This window comes from Mesorhizobium sp. AR02 (genome assembly GCF_024746835.1).
In the GTDB taxonomy this organism is placed as follows: domain Bacteria; phylum Pseudomonadota; class Alphaproteobacteria; order Rhizobiales; family Rhizobiaceae; genus Mesorhizobium.
In genome coordinates this window covers 2,461,675-2,476,241 of the sequence record NZ_CP080531.1, presented here as the reverse complement: position 1 = coordinate 2,476,241, position 14,567 = coordinate 2,461,675, and the positions used below count along the sequence as shown (strand labels likewise).

Below are 14,567 nucleotides of genomic sequence, written 5' to 3'. Positions count from 1 at the left end.
ATGGCCGTCACCACCACCGAGGCATTGCCGGTCGCCATCATTGGCGCCGGCGTTGCCGGGCTGGTCCTTGCCGTCATGCTGCGCCGGCAAGGGTTTGGCGTCTGCCTGTTCGAGGCACGGTCGCGCGAGGCGTTGATCGAAGGCGCGTTCCTCACCCTGGCGCCCAACGGCATCAACGCGTTGCGCGCGCTTGGGCTTGCCGAGCGCGTAAGCGCGCTGGGCATTCCGACACTTGGCTTCGAGATCATGAACGCCGCCGGGCGCCGTCTCATCCATCTCGACGAACGGCAGTCGATGCACGTCGCCGGCGCCGAAAGCATCACGCTGCGGCGTTCGGACCTGCTTGGCGCGCTGCTGGATGAAGCACAGGCGCTTGGTGCCGACATCCGTTTTGGCCAGGCGCTTGCCGACATCGAGGAACGGCCAGACGGTGTGCGCCTTGCCTTCGGCAGCGGTGCCGCGGTCGATGCCGCCTGGCTGGCCGGTTGCGATGGTGTCTGGTCGCGCGTCCGTCGCCTCTGTTTTCCGGCCTCCCCGGATCCTGTCTACACCGGGCTGACCGGCGTCGGCGGTGTGGCGGAACTGCCCTTTGTCGCGCAGACCAACGGCCTGATGCATATGGTGTTCGGCAAGAAAGCCTTTTTTGGCTACATGAAACCAGGTGACGGGCCGGTGTTATGGTTCTCGTCCTTCCCGCTGGACGAGGATGCTGCCCTGGCGAGACCCGATCCCCTCCGTCTGGCGGCAACCGTTCGCCAGTTGCATGCCGGCGACCCCAGGACGATCCGCCAGATCGTCGACACCATCACGCAAATCCCGCGCGCCTATCCGGTGTTCGACATGCTGTATCTGCCGCAATGGCACAGTGGACGGGTGGTTCTGCTGGGCGATGCCGCGCACGCCGTCTCGCCGCATTCCGGGCAGGGCGCGTCGATGGCCATCGAGGATGCCGTGGTGCTGGCCGCGTGCCTGGATGCAACACCATTGCCGACGCAGGCCTTCGCCGCCTTTCAGGCGCTGCGCCAGGACCGCGTCGAACACATCGTCAAGGTCAGCCGTCGTATCGGCTCGCAAAAGCAGGTGAAAGGCCGCGTCGCTCTGTTCCTGCGCGACCTGATGCTGCCTTTCTTCATCCGCTTCGGCTCCGGCACGACCCGCGCCATGACGCGTTACCGTGCCGACCTGGCGCCGCTCGAAAAACCGCTGATCTGACCGGCAAACCGCGCCCGTCGCGGGCGCGGAAATCGCTGACCGCTCAGACGGAGACCACCTTGCTCAGATGGTCGCCCAGCCGGCAGGCCAGCGCGGTGATCGTCGTCGTCGGATTGGCTTGACCGGATGTACAGAACACCGAGGAGCCGCCGACATAGAGATTGTCCATGCCGTGCACCTTGCAGTTGGCGTCCACCACGCTCCTGGTGACGTCGGTGCCCATGCGCGTGCCACCCATGTGATGGTGGCCAGCAGTCTCCTCGTTGGTCGGATAATCCTCGCCATTGGCGATCCAGTCCATGAGACGAACACGGCCGAGATCCTTCTCGATCAGTGTCGTGCCGAACAGCTTCAGGCCTTCGACGAGCGTGCGCCGTTCCAGCGCCGATTTCTTCCAGTGCAGCTCGATGCGCGGCACGCCGGCATGGTCGACATCGGTCTTCGACAGTTCGATCTGGTTGGACGCCAGCGGCGCCTGTTCCCAGGCGACGTAGAGCTGGGCCGCGCAGCGCAGGTTCTGGCTGAGCTGATAGGCAACCCATTCGGCCATGTCGGGCGCCGTGCAGGCGAGGTCGGCAATTACATGCTTGACGCCGGCATAGGGCGTCTCGATCAGCCTGATGCCGAAATTCATGATCTGCAGGCGCTCCATCGCCGCAAGCGTCGGCGAGAAGAAGGCCTCGTTGACGGCATCGACCTCGAACTCGCCATAGTCGGCCAGGATGGCATTACCGCCCTCGAAGGTCGGGTGCTCCATCCAGTAGCGGCCAAGTGCCGTGGCGTTCGGAACGACGCCGCCGTTGGAGCGCTGGTTCGACCACAGCAGCAGCCGCGAATTCTCCAGCCCACCGGTGCAGACGATGAAGTAGTCGGCGCTGAACGAGCCGGCGTCCTGGCCGTTGGACCATAGTTTGGCGCCGGTCACCCGTTTGCCGTCGCCGGCAAGCTCGGTGGCATAGGTGTTGAGCACGACAGCTATGTTCCGGCTCTTGTCGAGTTCATCGACGAATTTCTCGCCGAAGCGCACCGCCGGGCTCTTGATCAGCTGCACCCAGCGTATGTCGTCCGAGATCGGCACATCAGGCCGGAAATCCGGAAGTTCGAGGATATCATGCACCTCCGGCAGATAGGGCTCGATGTCGGCGCGGCGGATCGGCCACCCTGTGTCGGGTGCCCAGGCCTTCGGCTCGAAATCCTGTTTGTCGAGCACGCGGCACCAGCCGGCCCAGTGGTTGGAGCTGCCGCCCATATACCGCAGTCGGGTGATGTCGAGGTCGAAATAGAAATCGCCGACCGTCGTGCCACGGTAGAAATCCTGCGACTCGTCGCTGAAGTCCCGCGAGCCGGCCTCGAGCACCACGACCGGGATGCCGGCAGCACCCAGTTTGCGGGCAATGGTGGTGCCGGCCGGGCCGGAACCGAGGATGCAGACCTTGGGTTTGAAGTTGGTGGCGCGATACGCCTCATAGCTGTCGAAGATCATGCCAGGTCGCTCCGCTTCAGGATCCAGCCATTGACCTCGACGATCTCATTCGGGTCGGCCCGCGATGGGCCGGTATGGGCAGCATTGGCTTCAGGCAGCTTGCGGAACAGGGACAGGGCAGGCAGTGCGATCATCGCCCGCACGAGCGTGCGGCGTGACATTTTTTTGAAGAAACTCATGACAGGTCTCTCGTACAGGGGCTTCGATGCGCGCATGACATTCCCCTAACGGCACACGCATCGTCACAGAAGCCAGTATCGTGCCAAGCCTGGTCTCAAGGAGTGAAAAGGCGGGCAAGCGGCACAACCGAATGCAAACAGAGTTAGAAATTCCTTAACGGGCAGGGTGTGCCGGACCGGCCGGCTCACGCGGCCGCGGAAATGTCGGTATCGAGGATCGTCAGGTTGCGGCCGCGATGCTTGGCCTGGTACAGGCGCCGGTCCGCGGCGCGCATCAGTTCCGATACGTTGACGTCCTCGCCGCAGACGGTGCCGCCGATGCTGACGGTCAGCGGAATGGTCCGTTCGTCGACCGGCCGGAAGCGGATCAGCTCGACCTCGCGGCGAATGCGCTCGGCAACACGCTTGGCCTCCTGCTCGGTGGCGCCGACCAGAAACGCGCCGAACTCCTCGCCGCCGATGCGGCCGAGCACATCGCCGCTGCGCACGCCGCGTTCGATGGCGCTGGCGATCAACAGCAGCGCGTCGTCGCCGGTCAGGTGGCCGAAACTGTCATTGATCTTCTTGAAATGATCGGCGTCGATGATCAGCAGCGCGCCGCGGTCGGACTTGCGCCGGGAGCCGTCCAGTGCGGCAAAGAAACTTTCCCGGTTGAGCATGCCGGTCATGTCGTCGCGGCTCGCTTTCTCCGACAGGCGGCGGTGCGCCGCAGCGAGTTGAGCGTGTGCCCGGGCCAGTTCGCGGTGCGCGTTTTTCAACCTGTCGCTCTGCCAGAAGGTGCTGGCGCAGGCGACCCATGCAAGCACCAGCGGACAGAGCGTCGAGGTCAGCCAGATCGTCCGGTTGATCGGGAATCCCAGGGCCGGAACGATGATCAGCGTCAGGAGAAGAGAGGCGGCGACGGAGGCGAAAGCGATAGCGGCGGATTTCAGAATGATGCTGTTCATCGCGGGCTCCCCACAGGACTGTCTCTGTGCCAGCAAGCCCTGAAGGCCACCTTTCCCGGTTGCTTAAAATTTGAATCGTGCGGCCATTTCTGCCACTGAAAGCGCGTGGAAGTTGTGGATAAAGTCTCTTTCAGAATCCCCGTTTCATGCCATAAGGAGCGCATGACCACGCTCCCTGATCCCGCCCGCTTCGCCCATGTCACCGACTGGGTGTTCGACCTCGACAACACGCTCTATCCGCATCATTCGAATCTGTTCTCGCAGATCGACGTCAAGATGACCGCCTATGTCGGGGAACTGCTGGCGCTGCCGCGCGAGGAGGCGCGCAAGCTGCAGAAGGAGCTCTATCTCGAATATGGCACGACGCTGAACGGGCTGATGACGCGCCACGGCATCGATCCCGACGATTTCCTCGAGAAGGTGCACGACATCGACTATTCATGGCTGGTGCCCGACCCCGTCCTCGGCACTGCCATCCGCCAGCTTCCCGGCCGCAAGTTCATCTTCACCAATGGCGACCGCAGGCACGCCGAGCGCACCGCGCGTCAACTCGGCATCCTCGATCATTTCGACGACATTTTCGATATCGTCGCCGCCGGCCTCAATCCCAAGCCCGCGCGCCAGACCTACGAGAAGTTCGCCGAACTGCATGCCGTCACCGGCCACAATGCGGTGATGTTCGAGGATCTCGCCCGCAACCTGGAGGTGCCGAAGTCGCTGGGCATGACCACCGTTCTGGTGGTGCCGCGCAATTTCGAGCCGACCTTTGCCGAAATCTGGGAGCGCGATCCCGCGCAGGAAGACGATGTCGATTTCGTCACCGACGATCTGGCGGGGTTTCTGACGGGGATAGTCGCAGGGGAGTAGGACAGTAGGGAGTAGGGCAGTAGGGCAGTAGGGCAGTAGGGCAGTAGGGCAGTAGGGCAGTAGGGCAGTAGGGCAGTAGGGCAGTAGGGCAGTAGGGCAGTAGGGAGGATAAGGCGCTCTCAGCTCCTGATTTCCAAGTCTATTTCCCCTACTGCCTTACTGCCCTACTCCCTTATTCCCCTAATTTGTAGAACCGGCTGATAATGCCCCAGGCCTCGTCGGCGGTGTCGACGAAATCGATGATGTCCTGGTCGCCGGGGCTGATCGTGCCTTGCTCGGCGAGGAAGTCGAGGTCGATCGCCCGTTTCCAGAAGGATTTGCCGAACAGGATCACCGGCACGCGCTCCATGCGTCCGGTCTGGATCAGCGTCAGCGTCTCGAAGAACTCGTCCATCGTGCCGAAGCCGCCGGGAAACACCGCCACCGCCTTGGCGCGCATGACGAAATGCATCTTGCGGATGGCGAAATAGTGGAAGTTGAAACACAGCTCCGGCGTCACATAGGGGTTCGGCGCCTGTTCATGCGGCAGCACGATGTTGAGCCCGATCGACGGCGCGCCGACATCGTCGGCGCCGCGATTTCCCGCTTCCATCACGCCGGGGCCACCGCCCGTCACCACGACATATTCGCGGTAGTATGACGTGGCCGACTGCCGCGAACACAGCCGGGCGAATTTGCGCGCCTCCTCGTAATATTTGCTGTTTTCCTCGAGGTTCTTCTTTTGCGTCTCGTTCTTTGCCGCCCAGGCTTCACCACCGGGCTCCGGCAGGCGCGCGCCGCCAAACAGGATCACCGTCGAACGGATGCCGCGCTCGGCCAGGATCATTTCCGGTTTCAAGAGTTCGAGCTGCAGGCGGACCGCGCGCAATTCGCGCCGCGTCATGAAGTCAGGATCGTTCCAGGCAAGCCGGTATGTCTCGGCCCGCGTCTGCGGCGTGTCCGGCACGCTTTTCGACCGCTCCAGATCCTCGTCCGAATGCGGCAGCGGCGTCCACCCCGCCTTTTCCATAGGAGTCATCAAATTACCCGTCCAAATTTCCTTGACTGCGCCGTCCCATGGCGCAGGTGCGATTGACCCCCCTTGAGCCTTAACATAAGCAGGTTCCGCAAACGTGTCCGGCGGTTTTGCGACAAGAACCTGCTACATGCAAAGACCCAGGCAGCCGAAGCATGCCTGGGGTCCGCGCGACTTAAAGCAGGTTAAGGCGCAGCCCCTTAACAGCTTGGTAATGGAGCGAATTCATGTCGAAGCCCGATCTGGCGAGCCTCGAAAAGACCATCGAGAAGGCCTTCGAGGAACGCGACACGATTTCGACCGCGACCCGCGGCGAGACGCGCGACGCCATCCAGTCGGCGCTCGACCTGCTCGACCGCGGCACCGCCCGCGTCGCCGAGCGGCAGGCCGACGGCAAGTGGCACGTCAACCAGTGGCTGAAGAAGGCGGTGCTGCTCTCCTTCCGGCTCAACCCGATGGAGATCATCAAGGGTGGTCCGGGCCAGGCCGTGTGGTGGGACAAGGTGCCGTCGAAGTTCGATGGCTGGAGCGCCGTCGACTTCGAGAAGGCTGGCTTCCGCGCCGTGCCGTCGTCGATCGTGCGCCGCTCGGCCTATGTCGCCCCGGGCGCCGTGCTGATGCCGTCCTTCGTCAATGTCGGCGCCTATGTCGATACCGGCACCATGGTCGACACCTGGGCTTCGGTCGGCTCCTGCGCCCAGATCGGCAAGAACGTCCATCTGTCGGGCGGCGTCGGCATCGGCGGCGTGCTCGAGCCGATGCAGGCCGGCCCGACCATCATCGAGGACAATTGCTTCATCGGCGCGCGTTCGGAAGTGGTCGAGGGCTGTATCGTGCGCGAAGGCTCGGTGCTCGGCATGGGCGTCTTCATCGGCCAGTCGACCAAGATCGTCGACCGCGCCACCGGCGAGGTCTTCTATGGCGAAGTGCCGCCAAATTCCGTCGTCGTCGCCGGCTCGATGCCCGGCAAGCCGTTTCCAAACAACGAGCCCGGCCCCAGCCTCTACTGCGCCGTCATCGTCAAGCGCGTCGACGCCAAGACCCGGTCCAAGACCTCGATCAACGAATTGCTGCGCGATTGATCTTTCCGCAAAGCGGGCGCACCTTCCGCCGGCGCGACAATCCGTCGCGCTGGTTCAACATGGAGGGGTGACATGGACTGGAAATATCTGCTGACGAGTTTCGACGGGCGCATCAACCGTGCCAAATTCTGGGCTGGCATCGGCATATTCATCGTTATCGGTATCGTTGCCTTCATTCTCGACTCGATTCTTGGCACGCGTTTCACCACAGGCAGCGGCGCCCAGGTCGGGATCATCGGCATCCTCTTCGCGCTGGCATCGATCTATTTCGCTCTTGCCCTGTATGCCAAACGCTGGCACGACCGCAACAAGTCGGGCTGGTGGACGCTGATCGGCCTGGTACCTGTCATCGGCGGCATCTGGCTGCTGGTCGAACTTGGCATCCTGCAAGGCACGAGCGGTGCCAATCAATACGGACCGGACCCGCTTGCCTGACAGTTCAAATCTCACCTGGCTTTTCTTCAAGACATCGGGCCGCGTCAGCCGCGCGGCCTATTTTCTTGGTGGCTTGCTGGTCGCCATCATCCAGGCGTTCCCGCTCTATCGCTTCACGCTGGTGCCGGAAGGCTCGGCCGAGAGCAACATGTGGTCGTTCATCTTCTTCATCGCCTTCATTGCCTCGCTATGGTCGAACATCGCGCTGGCGGTGAAACGCCTGCACGACCTCGACAAGCCGGGCATTGCCGCGTTGATCCTGTTCGTGCCGGTCGTCTCGATCGTCGCCTTTCTTGTGTTGTGCCTGTTTCCAGGGCAGCCTGGGCCCAACCGCTATGGCCGGCGCACCAACGAGCCGGCACAACCCTGAGGACCGATCGGACATGCGCTACCGCACGCTTGATCCGAAACTGATCATCGACACCGCCGAGCGGCTGGAGAGCCGCGTTGCAGAACGGTTTCCCAAGGCCGGATTGCGCGGCGTCGCCGCCGAACTGGTGTCGCTGTCGCGCGACCTGGCCAAGGCGGCAAAGGCGCTCGAGGAGCCGATCTGGTGGCTGCGCGGCCTGATCATGGCAGCCTTCGTCGCCGGTGTGCTGGTGTTCCTGTTCGTCGGCACGATCCTACCCCTGGACCGCATCTCCGGAAACGACGATGCCCTGCAATCGGTGCAAGGCATCGAGGCATCGATCAACACCTGCATTCTCGCCGTGCTCGGCTTGCTCGCACTGATCCGCACCGAGGAGCGCATCAAGCGCAAGCGGGTGTTTCGCCAGCTGCACGGCCTGCGCTCGCTGATCCATGTCATCGACATGCACCAGCTGACCAAGGATCCGGCCGCACTTTCGGCCAGTTTCAAGCCGACCTCGCACTCGCCGGCCCGCATTACCAATGCCGCCGACCTTGCCCGCTATCTGGATTATTGCTCGGAAATGCTGTCGATCACCGGCAAGATAGCCGCACTCTTCGCGCAGTCGGTCAATGATGATGTCGTCATCGACGGCGTCAATGATATCGAGAATTTGAGCTCGAACCTGTCGCGCAAGATCTGGCAGAAGATCACGCTGATCGAGCGCCACCCGGCGGCGCAACCTGTTCCGGCGCCAGGCCCGGCGAGCCAAGCCGCGCCGCTTCCGCCGCGCGCACCAAAGCGGTAACGCTTTTCAAGAGCGGCGCCGGCGTACCCGTTCTTTCGGCGAGGCCGATCACCGCCCCTTGCAGCTCACCGATCTCCGTCGGCCTGCCGCGCTGCAGATCGTCCCACATCGACGAGCGCGCCTGAGGATCGATCGCCAGCATGCGCCGCGCCAGCAGTTTGAACAGCCAGTCCGGCAGCCGGAGCACCGTCGGCAGCAGCGCCGGCCGCAGCCCGGCGATCCGCGCCGGTTCGATGCCGGAGGCCTTCATCGCCAGCAAGGCCTCGTCGATCTGGCCGGCCAGGATCAGCCGCCAGCGCCGATCGGCGAGTTCGCTCGCCAGCGGCAGACCCGACAGCGCCACCAGCGCGTTGTTGAGGTTCATCAGAAGCTTGCCCCACAGCACGGCCTTCATGTCGCCATGCGTCTCGACCGCCAGCCCTACGACATCAAGACTGGCGACATCGAGAAGACCGGCGAGGCCGGCGCCGCCGTCCTCGATCATCACCTTGCCGTCGCTGGCGCGGTGGACGTGCAGCGGCAGCTCGCCGTCCGGCGATTGCACCACATTGAACGGCACCATGCCGGCCAGCACGGTTCGCGGGCCAAGCCCGGCGCGCAGCCTGTCGGCATTGTCGACGCCGTTCTGCAGGCTGACCACCACGGCATCGGGGCGGGCATGGGCCTTGATCAGCGCGGCCATCTCCTGCGTCGCGCCGCTCTTGACGGTCACCAGGATCACGTCCGCCTTCGGCAAGGCAGTGGACGGATCGGCGGTGATCCCGAGCCCGTCCGGCTTGACCAGGCGGTCGCGGCCTTCAAGGTCGCTGATGCGCAATCCGCCCTGCCGCAGCGCCGCCTCGATGCGCGGCCGGGCCAGCAGAATCACCTGCCGCCCGGCGAGCGCCAGGCAGCCGCCGACATAACAGCCAATGCTGCCGGCGCCGGCGATGGCGATCCTTTTTTCCCCGTCTGCCATCTCTTGCTCCGCACCGGCCGGACTATACGACATGAAAACCATAATGTCGGCGGTATATCGGGCCATTGGGCTGGCCCCTATGTCTGGCCGTGACAGGCCTTCCGCTTTCGACTATCGCTTTTGCCATGACGCTGCCGACCGATCCCGCCGAAAACCTTGCCGCCCTCATCCGTTGCGCCTCGGTGACACCAGCCGAAGGCGGTGCGCTGAGCGCGCTGGAAACGATGCTGAAACCACTCGGCTTCCTGGTCGACCGGCCGGTCTTTTCGGAAGACGGCACACCCGACATCGAGAACCTCTACGCAAGGCGGTCCGGCAACGGCCCGCATCTGATGTTCGCCGGCCATACCGATGTCGTGCCGGTCGGCGACGAAGCCGCTTGGACGCATCCGCCTTTCGCCGCCGAGATCGCCAATGGCGAGATGTATGGCCGTGGCGCGGTCGACATGAAGGGCGGCATTGCCTGCTTCATCGCCGCCGTGGCGCGCCATGTCGAGACGCATGGCGGCCCCAAGGGCTCGGTCTCGCTGCTGATCACCGGCGATGAGGAAGGCCCTGCCATCAACGGCACGGTCAAGCTGCTCGAATGGGCGGCGTTCAGGGGCGAAAAATGGGATGCCTCGATCGTCGGCGAGCCGACCAATCCCGATGCGCTCGGCGACATGATCAAGATCGGCCGGCGCGGCTCGCTGTCCGGTTCGATATCAGTCAATGGCCGCCAGGGCCATGCCGCCTATCCGCAGCTTGCCGACAATCCGGTGCGCGGGCTGATCAGCCTGGTCGACGCCCTGCTGCATCCCGTCTTCGACAAGGGAACCAGGGATTTCCAGCCGACCAATCTGGAGGTCACCTCCATCGATGTCGGCAACCCGGCCACCAATGTCATTCCGGCCCGGGCGACCGCGACCTTCAACATCCGCTTCAACGATACGTGGACGGCCGAGACCGTGCAGGCCGAAATCCACAACCGCCTCGACCAGGCTGCCAAGCGCAAGAAGTACCGGCCGGGCAAGAAGATGCCGGTCGATTACGACCTTGTCTGGCGCGACCGGCCGAGCCATGTCTTCCTGACCCGCGACGACAGACTGGTCGAGACACTTGCCGGCTCGATCAAGGCGGCGGTCGGCAAGGAACCAACGCTGTCGACCTCGGGCGGCACATCGGATGCGCGCTTCATCAAGGATTACTGCCCGGTGGTCGAGTTCGGCCTGGTCGGCAAGACCATGCACATGGTCGACGAGCGCGTCGCGCTTACCGATCTCGAAACACTGACGCGGATCTACCAGCGCTTCATCGAAGACTGGTTCGGGCAGGGCTGAGCAGCATGCTTTCGGCGGATGAGACCCAAGCTTCGCTGATCGGTGCCGGGCGGCTGATGCTCGGCAAGGTCGACGGCCTGCGCCTGCTCGACCTGTCGGCCGACGGTTTCTGGAATTCCTTTTTTGCCATTGTCGTTGCCGCGCCGGCGCTGATCGTCAGCTGGGTTGGGATCGCCAACCAGTTCGGCGATCCCAACGCTTTTGCCGGCCGGTTCAGCATGCTTATTCGCCTCTGCGGGACCGATCTCGGCAGCTGGGTGCTGCCGATCGTGGGGCTTGCGTTCATCGCGCCCCGCGTCGGGATCGGCGGCCGCTTTGTCCACTATGTCGTCGCATACAATTGGGCGACGGCAATCACGGCGTGGATCATGCTGCCTGCATCGCTGCTCAGCCTGTTTGTGCCCGTCACCGATCAGATTGTCACGGCGATGATACTGATCCTGTTTTTGCTGTCGGAAGTTCTGCTGTGGCGGGTGACCAATGCCGCCATCGGCAAGGGCGCGGCGATCGCAACCGCGGTTTTCTTCGGCATGCTCATTGCCTCGCAAACCGTGCAATACGCGCTTCAGCTGCTGCTCGGCATCACCATGCCCGAGTATGGAGCCTAGCGCCCCCCTTTCCGAAAGCCGATCCTGCTTTCTGGACGATGGCGCGTGATCTTCTAGGGATAGTCGACACCAACGAGAAAAAGCCCGTCGGGCGGCGCCACCTGGCCGCAGGCGGCGCGGTCGCGCGCCTCGAGCGCTGCCTCGAGGTCGGCCTCGGTCCAGCCGCCATCGCCGACGCGTTTGAGCGAGCCGACCATGGAGCGGACCTGGTTGTGCAGGAAGGAGCGCGCCGAAGCCCTCACTTCGATCAGGTCACCGTGTCGGCTCACATCGAGCCGCTCCAGCGTCCGGACCGGGCTGTTGGCCTGGCACTGGGTCGAACGGAAGGTGGTGAAGTCATGCCGGCCAAGCAGGATTTTCGCGGCCTCATGCATGGCGCTGGCGTCGAGCCGCTTCGGCACCCACCACACCTTGCCCTTTTCCAGCGCCGCGGGCGCGCGCCGGTTGAGGATGCGGTAGAGATAGTGGCGGCCTGTGGCCGAGAAGCGCGCGTCGAAATCGTCGGGGGCGATCGCCGCCTTCAGGATGGCGACATGCGCGCCGGCCGCCTGCAGATGGGCGTTGATGGCATCGCGCACCTTGTCTTCAGGCCATGCCTTGGCGAGATCGACATGCGCCACCTGGGCGGTCGCATGCACGCCGGCATCGGTACGGCCGGCGGCACGCAGCCGCACCGCCTCGCCGCTGAATTTTTCGATTGCCTGCTCGATCGCCTGCTGCACCGAAGGCTGATCGGCCTGGTGCTGCCAGCCGGCAAACAGGCTGCCGTCATATTCGATGTCGAGGCGAAAACGCGGCATGCCGGGCGGCTATACGCTCTCGCCTAGGCGGCGAGAGCAGTGAAGGCGGAAGCGTAGACCAGCTTGCCGGCCTCCGGAGCGTCGCCCCAGGTCAGCGCCTGCAGCGCCTCGCCCTGGTACTCGCTTTCGAACTTCTCGGCACGCGCATGGCTGTAGCCGAAACGGCCATAATAGGCCGGGTCGCCCAGCACCACGGCCAGCGTCTCGCCGGCATCCCTGAGCCGGATATGCGCCTCGCGGATCAGCGCCCCGCCAATTCCGCTGCCATGAAACGAAGGCTCCACCGCCAGCGGCGCCAGTGCCAGGGCCGCAAAGCTCTTGCCGCCATTCTGGACGAACAGCCGCGAAAACAGGATGTGGCCGACCACTTGCCCGTCTTCTTCCGCCACCAGTTCGACGACGGCGTCGCCGCCAGTGACCAGCGCATCGACCAGCCCGGCCTCCGCCTGCTGGCCGAAAGCGTGTTCCTCGACGAGGCGAATGGCCTCGCGATCCCGCGGCGTTGCCGCGCGTATCGACATCATGCTCATGAGAACTTCATTCCTTTTACGATCTTGGCTCCGCGCAGGAATTCCGACGCGGCGGCGGGCTTTCCGCCCGCACGTTGAACTTCGACCAGACTGACCGCGCCTGCCCCGCAGGCGACCGTCAGCCGGTCATCGAGAATTCCTCCCGACTCGCCCAAATCGTCCGAAAGCGACAGGCCTTCGGACAGCGTCGAGCGAAGCAGTTTCAGCCGTTCCATGCGGCCGCCAATGTCAATTTCGGACCAGGCGCCGGGAAAGGGCGACAGGCCACGAAGGTGGTTGTGGACCTCGGCCGCAGGCCGCGTCCAGTCCACGCGCGTCTCGGATTTATCGATTTTTCTGGCGTAAGTCACCCCTTCCGCCGCTTGCGCGGTAAATCTCAGGGCGTTTTCTTCCAGCCGCGCCAGCGCTTCCACCATCAGGGTCGCACCAACGCTCATCAACCGATCATGCAGATCGCCGGCTGTCATATCGGGGCCGATCGGGCATTTTTCAAGCAATCCCACCGGTCCGGTGTCCAAACCCTCTTCCATGCGCATTACCATCATGCCGCTTTCCAGGTCACCCGCCATGATGGCGCGCTGGATGGGGGCGGCACCGCGCCAGCGCGGCAGAAGCGATGCATGGCCGTTGATGCAGCCAAGCCGGGGTGCGTCGAGTATCGCCTTCGGCAGCAGCAAACCATAGGCGACGACCACGGCGACATCGGCCTGCAGCGCATGGAACGTGGCCTGCTCGGCTTCGCTCTTGAGGGATGTCGGCGTGCGCACCTCGATGCCCAGCCGCTCGGCCTCGCGCTGCACCGGAGATGGCGTCAGTTCCAGCCCGCGCCGGCCGGCGGCACGCGGCGGCTGTGTGTAGACGGCTGATACCTCATGTCCGGCTTCGGCAATGGCGCGCAGCGTCGACACCGAAAACTCCGGCGTGCCCATGAAGATGACGCGAAGGGGCATTTTTCTTACGATATCCTGTCTACTGCTCGCGCCGTGAGCCGGCTTAGGCACCCGCTTCAAACGGGTTTACGCGCTTCAGGTCAAGCCCGTCAAAGTCGCGGACGACCGTGGTCGCTTTTCCTTTCCGCTTCGATTCTATCCATGATCTCCGCGTATTCATCGCCAATTGCGTTCTCAGCCGCAAAAGCCGAGCGAATCGCATCCCATGCCGAGAGTCCCGGCCCTGACCGGCCTTCTCGTTCTGCAGCCATGCCTTTGCGCAGAAGATCGATCGCCTTGCCTGACAGGCTCTCGCCGTCCTTGCGTGCCGCGTGTTCGATTTCGCGTTTCAAAGGCTCGGGAATGTCCTTGATCAGCATGTCGGCCATCGGCGTCTCCATTGGCACTGTCCCGCCGACATCAGCTTGGAAAGGACTCTAGCCTATCCCACCAGCTTGCCCGGAGCCTTGTCCTTGGCGAGCTTCTTGAACTTCTTCACCACCATGTCGCGCTTCAGCTTCGAGATGTGGTCGATGAACAGCACGCCGTTGAGATGGTCGATCTCATGCTGCAGGCAGGTCGCCATCAGGCCCTCGGCCTCCATCTCCTGCAGCTTGCCGTCGCGATCGAGATATTTCACGCGAACGGAAGCCGGGCGTTCGACCTCGGCGTAATAGTCGGGGATCGACAGGCAGCCTTCCTCGTAGACGGAGCGCGCCTCGGCGCTCTCCAGGATCTCCGGGTTGATGAAGACATGCGGCGCCGGCGTTTCGTCTTCCTTGGCCAGGTCGATCACCAGCATGCGCAGCGGCTCGCCGATCTGGATCGCCGCCAGGCCGATGCCGGGCGCGTCATACATGGTCGCCAGCATGTCGTCGGCGAGTTTGCGCAAAGGCGTGTCGACGCGCTCCACCGGCTTGGAAAGCTGGCGCAGGATGGGATCGGGAAGAATGATGAGCGGCTTGATCGGCATGGCGTTCCACCTAAGACGTCCAGCGAAAAGCGTCAACCGGTGCGCCTGAGCCCCGTTCACGTTTTGATCTGTG

General features: G+C 63.7%; 18 protein-coding genes. 8 read left to right on the top strand and 10 right to left on the bottom strand.

Translation table 11 applies throughout. The annotated features are described in order from the left end of the window. A complete protein-coding gene (locus tag DBIPINDM_RS15985) occupies positions 1-1,212 on the top strand; it encodes an FAD-dependent monooxygenase (RefSeq protein ID WP_258588147.1) in 1,212 nt (403 codons plus the stop codon). Between the two features lie 43 nt (positions 1,213-1,255). Here the strand turns inward: DBIPINDM_RS15985 and DBIPINDM_RS15980 are convergent, their stop codons facing one another. From DBIPINDM_RS15980 to DBIPINDM_RS15970, 3 genes are all read right to left on the bottom strand, one after another. Then, a complete protein-coding gene (locus DBIPINDM_RS15980; RefSeq protein ID WP_258588146.1) occupies positions 1,256-2,695 on the bottom strand; it encodes a GMC oxidoreductase in 1,440 nt (479 codons plus the stop codon). Further along, positions 2,692-2,874, bottom strand: coding sequence for a hypothetical protein (locus DBIPINDM_RS15975; RefSeq protein WP_258589286.1), 183 nt, complete (start codon positions 2,872-2,874; stop codon positions 2,692-2,694). Before DBIPINDM_RS15975 ends, DBIPINDM_RS15980 begins: the two co-directional genes overlap by 4 nt. 185 nt (positions 2,875-3,059) lie before the next feature. Continuing rightward, positions 3,060-3,821 carry a GGDEF domain-containing protein gene (locus tag DBIPINDM_RS15970; protein WP_095203769.1) on the bottom strand — a complete coding sequence of 254 codons (762 nt, stop codon included), beginning with the start codon at positions 3,819-3,821 and terminating at the stop codon, positions 3,060-3,062. 162 nt (positions 3,822-3,983) lie between these two features. Here DBIPINDM_RS15970 and DBIPINDM_RS15965 point away from each other — a divergent pair, with 162 nt between their 5' ends. After that, entirely contained in the window at positions 3,984-4,688 is a 705-nt protein-coding gene (locus tag DBIPINDM_RS15965) for a pyrimidine 5'-nucleotidase (protein ID WP_258588145.1), read from the top strand. Between the two features lie 172 nt (positions 4,689-4,860). On the opposite strand, the gene DBIPINDM_RS15960 is transcribed toward DBIPINDM_RS15965, so the two are convergent. Then, a complete protein-coding gene (locus DBIPINDM_RS15960) occupies positions 4,861-5,706 on the bottom strand; it encodes an LOG family protein (protein WP_135862990.1) in 846 nt (281 codons plus the stop codon). 224 nt (positions 5,707-5,930) lie between these two features. Here DBIPINDM_RS15960 and dapD point away from each other — a divergent pair, with 224 nt between their 5' ends. From dapD to DBIPINDM_RS15940, 4 genes are all read left to right on the top strand, one after another. Beyond that, positions 5,931-6,785 carry a 2,3,4,5-tetrahydropyridine-2,6-dicarboxylate N-succinyltransferase gene (gene dapD, locus DBIPINDM_RS15955; RefSeq protein ID WP_258588144.1) on the top strand — a complete coding sequence of 285 codons (855 nt, stop codon included), beginning with the start codon at positions 5,931-5,933 and terminating at the stop codon, positions 6,783-6,785. Positions 6,786-6,857: 72 nt separating this feature from the next. Then, positions 6,858-7,220 carry a DUF805 domain-containing protein gene (locus DBIPINDM_RS15950; RefSeq protein ID WP_258588143.1) on the top strand — a complete coding sequence of 121 codons (363 nt, stop codon included), beginning with the start codon at positions 6,858-6,860 and terminating at the stop codon, positions 7,218-7,220. Further along, positions 7,213-7,590: a DUF805 domain-containing protein gene (locus tag DBIPINDM_RS15945; RefSeq protein ID WP_010912753.1), complete on the top strand. Its 378-nt coding sequence runs from the start codon at positions 7,213-7,215 to the stop codon at positions 7,588-7,590. Before DBIPINDM_RS15950 ends, DBIPINDM_RS15945 begins: the two co-directional genes overlap by 8 nt. Positions 7,591-7,603: 13 nt before the next feature. Next, positions 7,604-8,377, top strand: a complete 774-nt coding sequence (locus tag DBIPINDM_RS15940; RefSeq protein ID WP_258588142.1) for a hypothetical protein — start codon at positions 7,604-7,606, stop codon at positions 8,375-8,377. Here DBIPINDM_RS15940 and DBIPINDM_RS15935 read toward each other — a convergent pair. Continuing rightward, a complete protein-coding gene (locus DBIPINDM_RS15935; RefSeq protein WP_258588141.1) occupies positions 8,280-9,335 on the bottom strand; it encodes a 2-dehydropantoate 2-reductase in 1,056 nt (351 codons plus the stop codon). The genes DBIPINDM_RS15940 and DBIPINDM_RS15935 overlap by 98 nt on opposite strands. A 125-nt stretch (positions 9,336-9,460) precedes the next feature. Here DBIPINDM_RS15935 and dapE point away from each other — a divergent pair, with 125 nt between their 5' ends. Then, positions 9,461-10,654, top strand: coding sequence for a succinyl-diaminopimelate desuccinylase (gene dapE / locus DBIPINDM_RS15930; RefSeq protein WP_258588140.1), 1,194 nt, complete (start codon positions 9,461-9,463; stop codon positions 10,652-10,654). Between the two features lie 5 nt (positions 10,655-10,659). Further along, entirely contained in the window at positions 10,660-11,262 is a 603-nt protein-coding gene (locus DBIPINDM_RS15925; protein WP_258588139.1) for a transporter, read from the top strand. 53 nt (positions 11,263-11,315) lie between these two features. Here DBIPINDM_RS15925 and truA read toward each other — a convergent pair whose 3' ends face one another. From truA to def, 5 genes are all read right to left on the bottom strand, one after another. Next, positions 11,316-12,062 carry a tRNA pseudouridine(38-40) synthase TruA gene (gene truA / locus DBIPINDM_RS15920; RefSeq protein ID WP_258588138.1) on the bottom strand — a complete coding sequence of 249 codons (747 nt, stop codon included), beginning with the start codon at positions 12,060-12,062 and terminating at the stop codon, positions 11,316-11,318. A 23-nt stretch (positions 12,063-12,085) separates the two neighbouring features. Continuing rightward, a complete protein-coding gene (locus DBIPINDM_RS15915; RefSeq protein WP_258588137.1) occupies positions 12,086-12,592 on the bottom strand; it encodes a GNAT family N-acetyltransferase in 507 nt (168 codons plus the stop codon). After that, a complete protein-coding gene (fmt, locus tag DBIPINDM_RS15910; RefSeq protein WP_258589285.1) occupies positions 12,589-13,542 on the bottom strand; it encodes a methionyl-tRNA formyltransferase in 954 nt (317 codons plus the stop codon). The genes DBIPINDM_RS15915 and fmt overlap by 4 nt, the downstream gene beginning before the upstream one ends. Positions 13,543-13,631: 89 nt before the next feature. Then, the gene (locus DBIPINDM_RS15905; RefSeq protein ID WP_258588136.1) at positions 13,632-13,910 is read right to left on the bottom strand and encodes a plasmid stabilization protein; all 279 of its coding nucleotides are present in this window, start codon (positions 13,908-13,910) and stop codon (positions 13,632-13,634) included. Between the two features lie 53 nt (positions 13,911-13,963). Next, positions 13,964-14,494: a peptide deformylase gene (def, locus tag DBIPINDM_RS15900; RefSeq protein WP_258588135.1), complete on the bottom strand. Its 531-nt coding sequence runs from the start codon at positions 14,492-14,494 to the stop codon at positions 13,964-13,966. Positions 14,495-14,567 lie beyond the last annotated feature (73 nt).

Bases quoted from the DNA above. Each gene is read 5' to 3' on its own strand.
- DBIPINDM_RS15985 (WP_258588147.1), top strand. From the start codon at position 1: ATGGCCGTCACCACCACCGAGGCATTGCCGGTCGCCATCATTGGCGCC.
- DBIPINDM_RS15980 (WP_258588146.1), bottom strand. From the start codon at position 2,695: ATGATCTTCGACAGCTATGAGGCGTATCGCGCCACCAACTTCAAACCC.
- DBIPINDM_RS15975 (WP_258589286.1), bottom strand. From the start codon at position 2,874: ATGAGTTTCTTCAAAAAAATGTCACGCCGCACGCTCGTGCGGGCGATG.
- DBIPINDM_RS15970 (WP_095203769.1), bottom strand. From the start codon at position 3,821: ATGAACAGCATCATTCTGAAATCCGCCGCTATCGCTTTCGCCTCCGTC.
- DBIPINDM_RS15965 (WP_258588145.1), top strand. From the start codon at position 3,984: ATGACCACGCTCCCTGATCCCGCCCGCTTCGCCCATGTCACCGACTGG.
- DBIPINDM_RS15960 (WP_135862990.1), bottom strand. From the start codon at position 5,706: ATGACTCCTATGGAAAAGGCGGGGTGGACGCCGCTGCCGCATTCGGAC.
- dapD (WP_258588144.1), top strand. From the start codon at position 5,931: ATGTCGAAGCCCGATCTGGCGAGCCTCGAAAAGACCATCGAGAAGGCC.
- DBIPINDM_RS15950 (WP_258588143.1), top strand. From the start codon at position 6,858: ATGGACTGGAAATATCTGCTGACGAGTTTCGACGGGCGCATCAACCGT.
- DBIPINDM_RS15940 (WP_258588142.1), top strand. From the start codon at position 7,604: ATGCGCTACCGCACGCTTGATCCGAAACTGATCATCGACACCGCCGAG.
- DBIPINDM_RS15935 (WP_258588141.1), bottom strand. From the start codon at position 9,335: ATGGCAGACGGGGAAAAAAGGATCGCCATCGCCGGCGCCGGCAGCATT.
- dapE (WP_258588140.1), top strand. From the start codon at position 9,461: ATGACGCTGCCGACCGATCCCGCCGAAAACCTTGCCGCCCTCATCCGT.
- DBIPINDM_RS15925 (WP_258588139.1), top strand. From the start codon at position 10,660: ATGCTTTCGGCGGATGAGACCCAAGCTTCGCTGATCGGTGCCGGGCGG.
- truA (WP_258588138.1), bottom strand. From the start codon at position 12,062: ATGCCGCGTTTTCGCCTCGACATCGAATATGACGGCAGCCTGTTTGCC.
- DBIPINDM_RS15915 (WP_258588137.1), bottom strand. From the start codon at position 12,592: ATGAGCATGATGTCGATACGCGCGGCAACGCCGCGGGATCGCGAGGCC.
- fmt (WP_258589285.1), bottom strand. From the start codon at position 13,542: ATGCCCCTTCGCGTCATCTTCATGGGCACGCCGGAGTTTTCGGTGTCG.
- DBIPINDM_RS15905 (WP_258588136.1), bottom strand. From the start codon at position 13,910: ATGGCCGACATGCTGATCAAGGACATTCCCGAGCCTTTGAAACGCGAA.
- def (WP_258588135.1), bottom strand. From the start codon at position 14,494: ATGCCGATCAAGCCGCTCATCATTCTTCCCGATCCCATCCTGCGCCAG.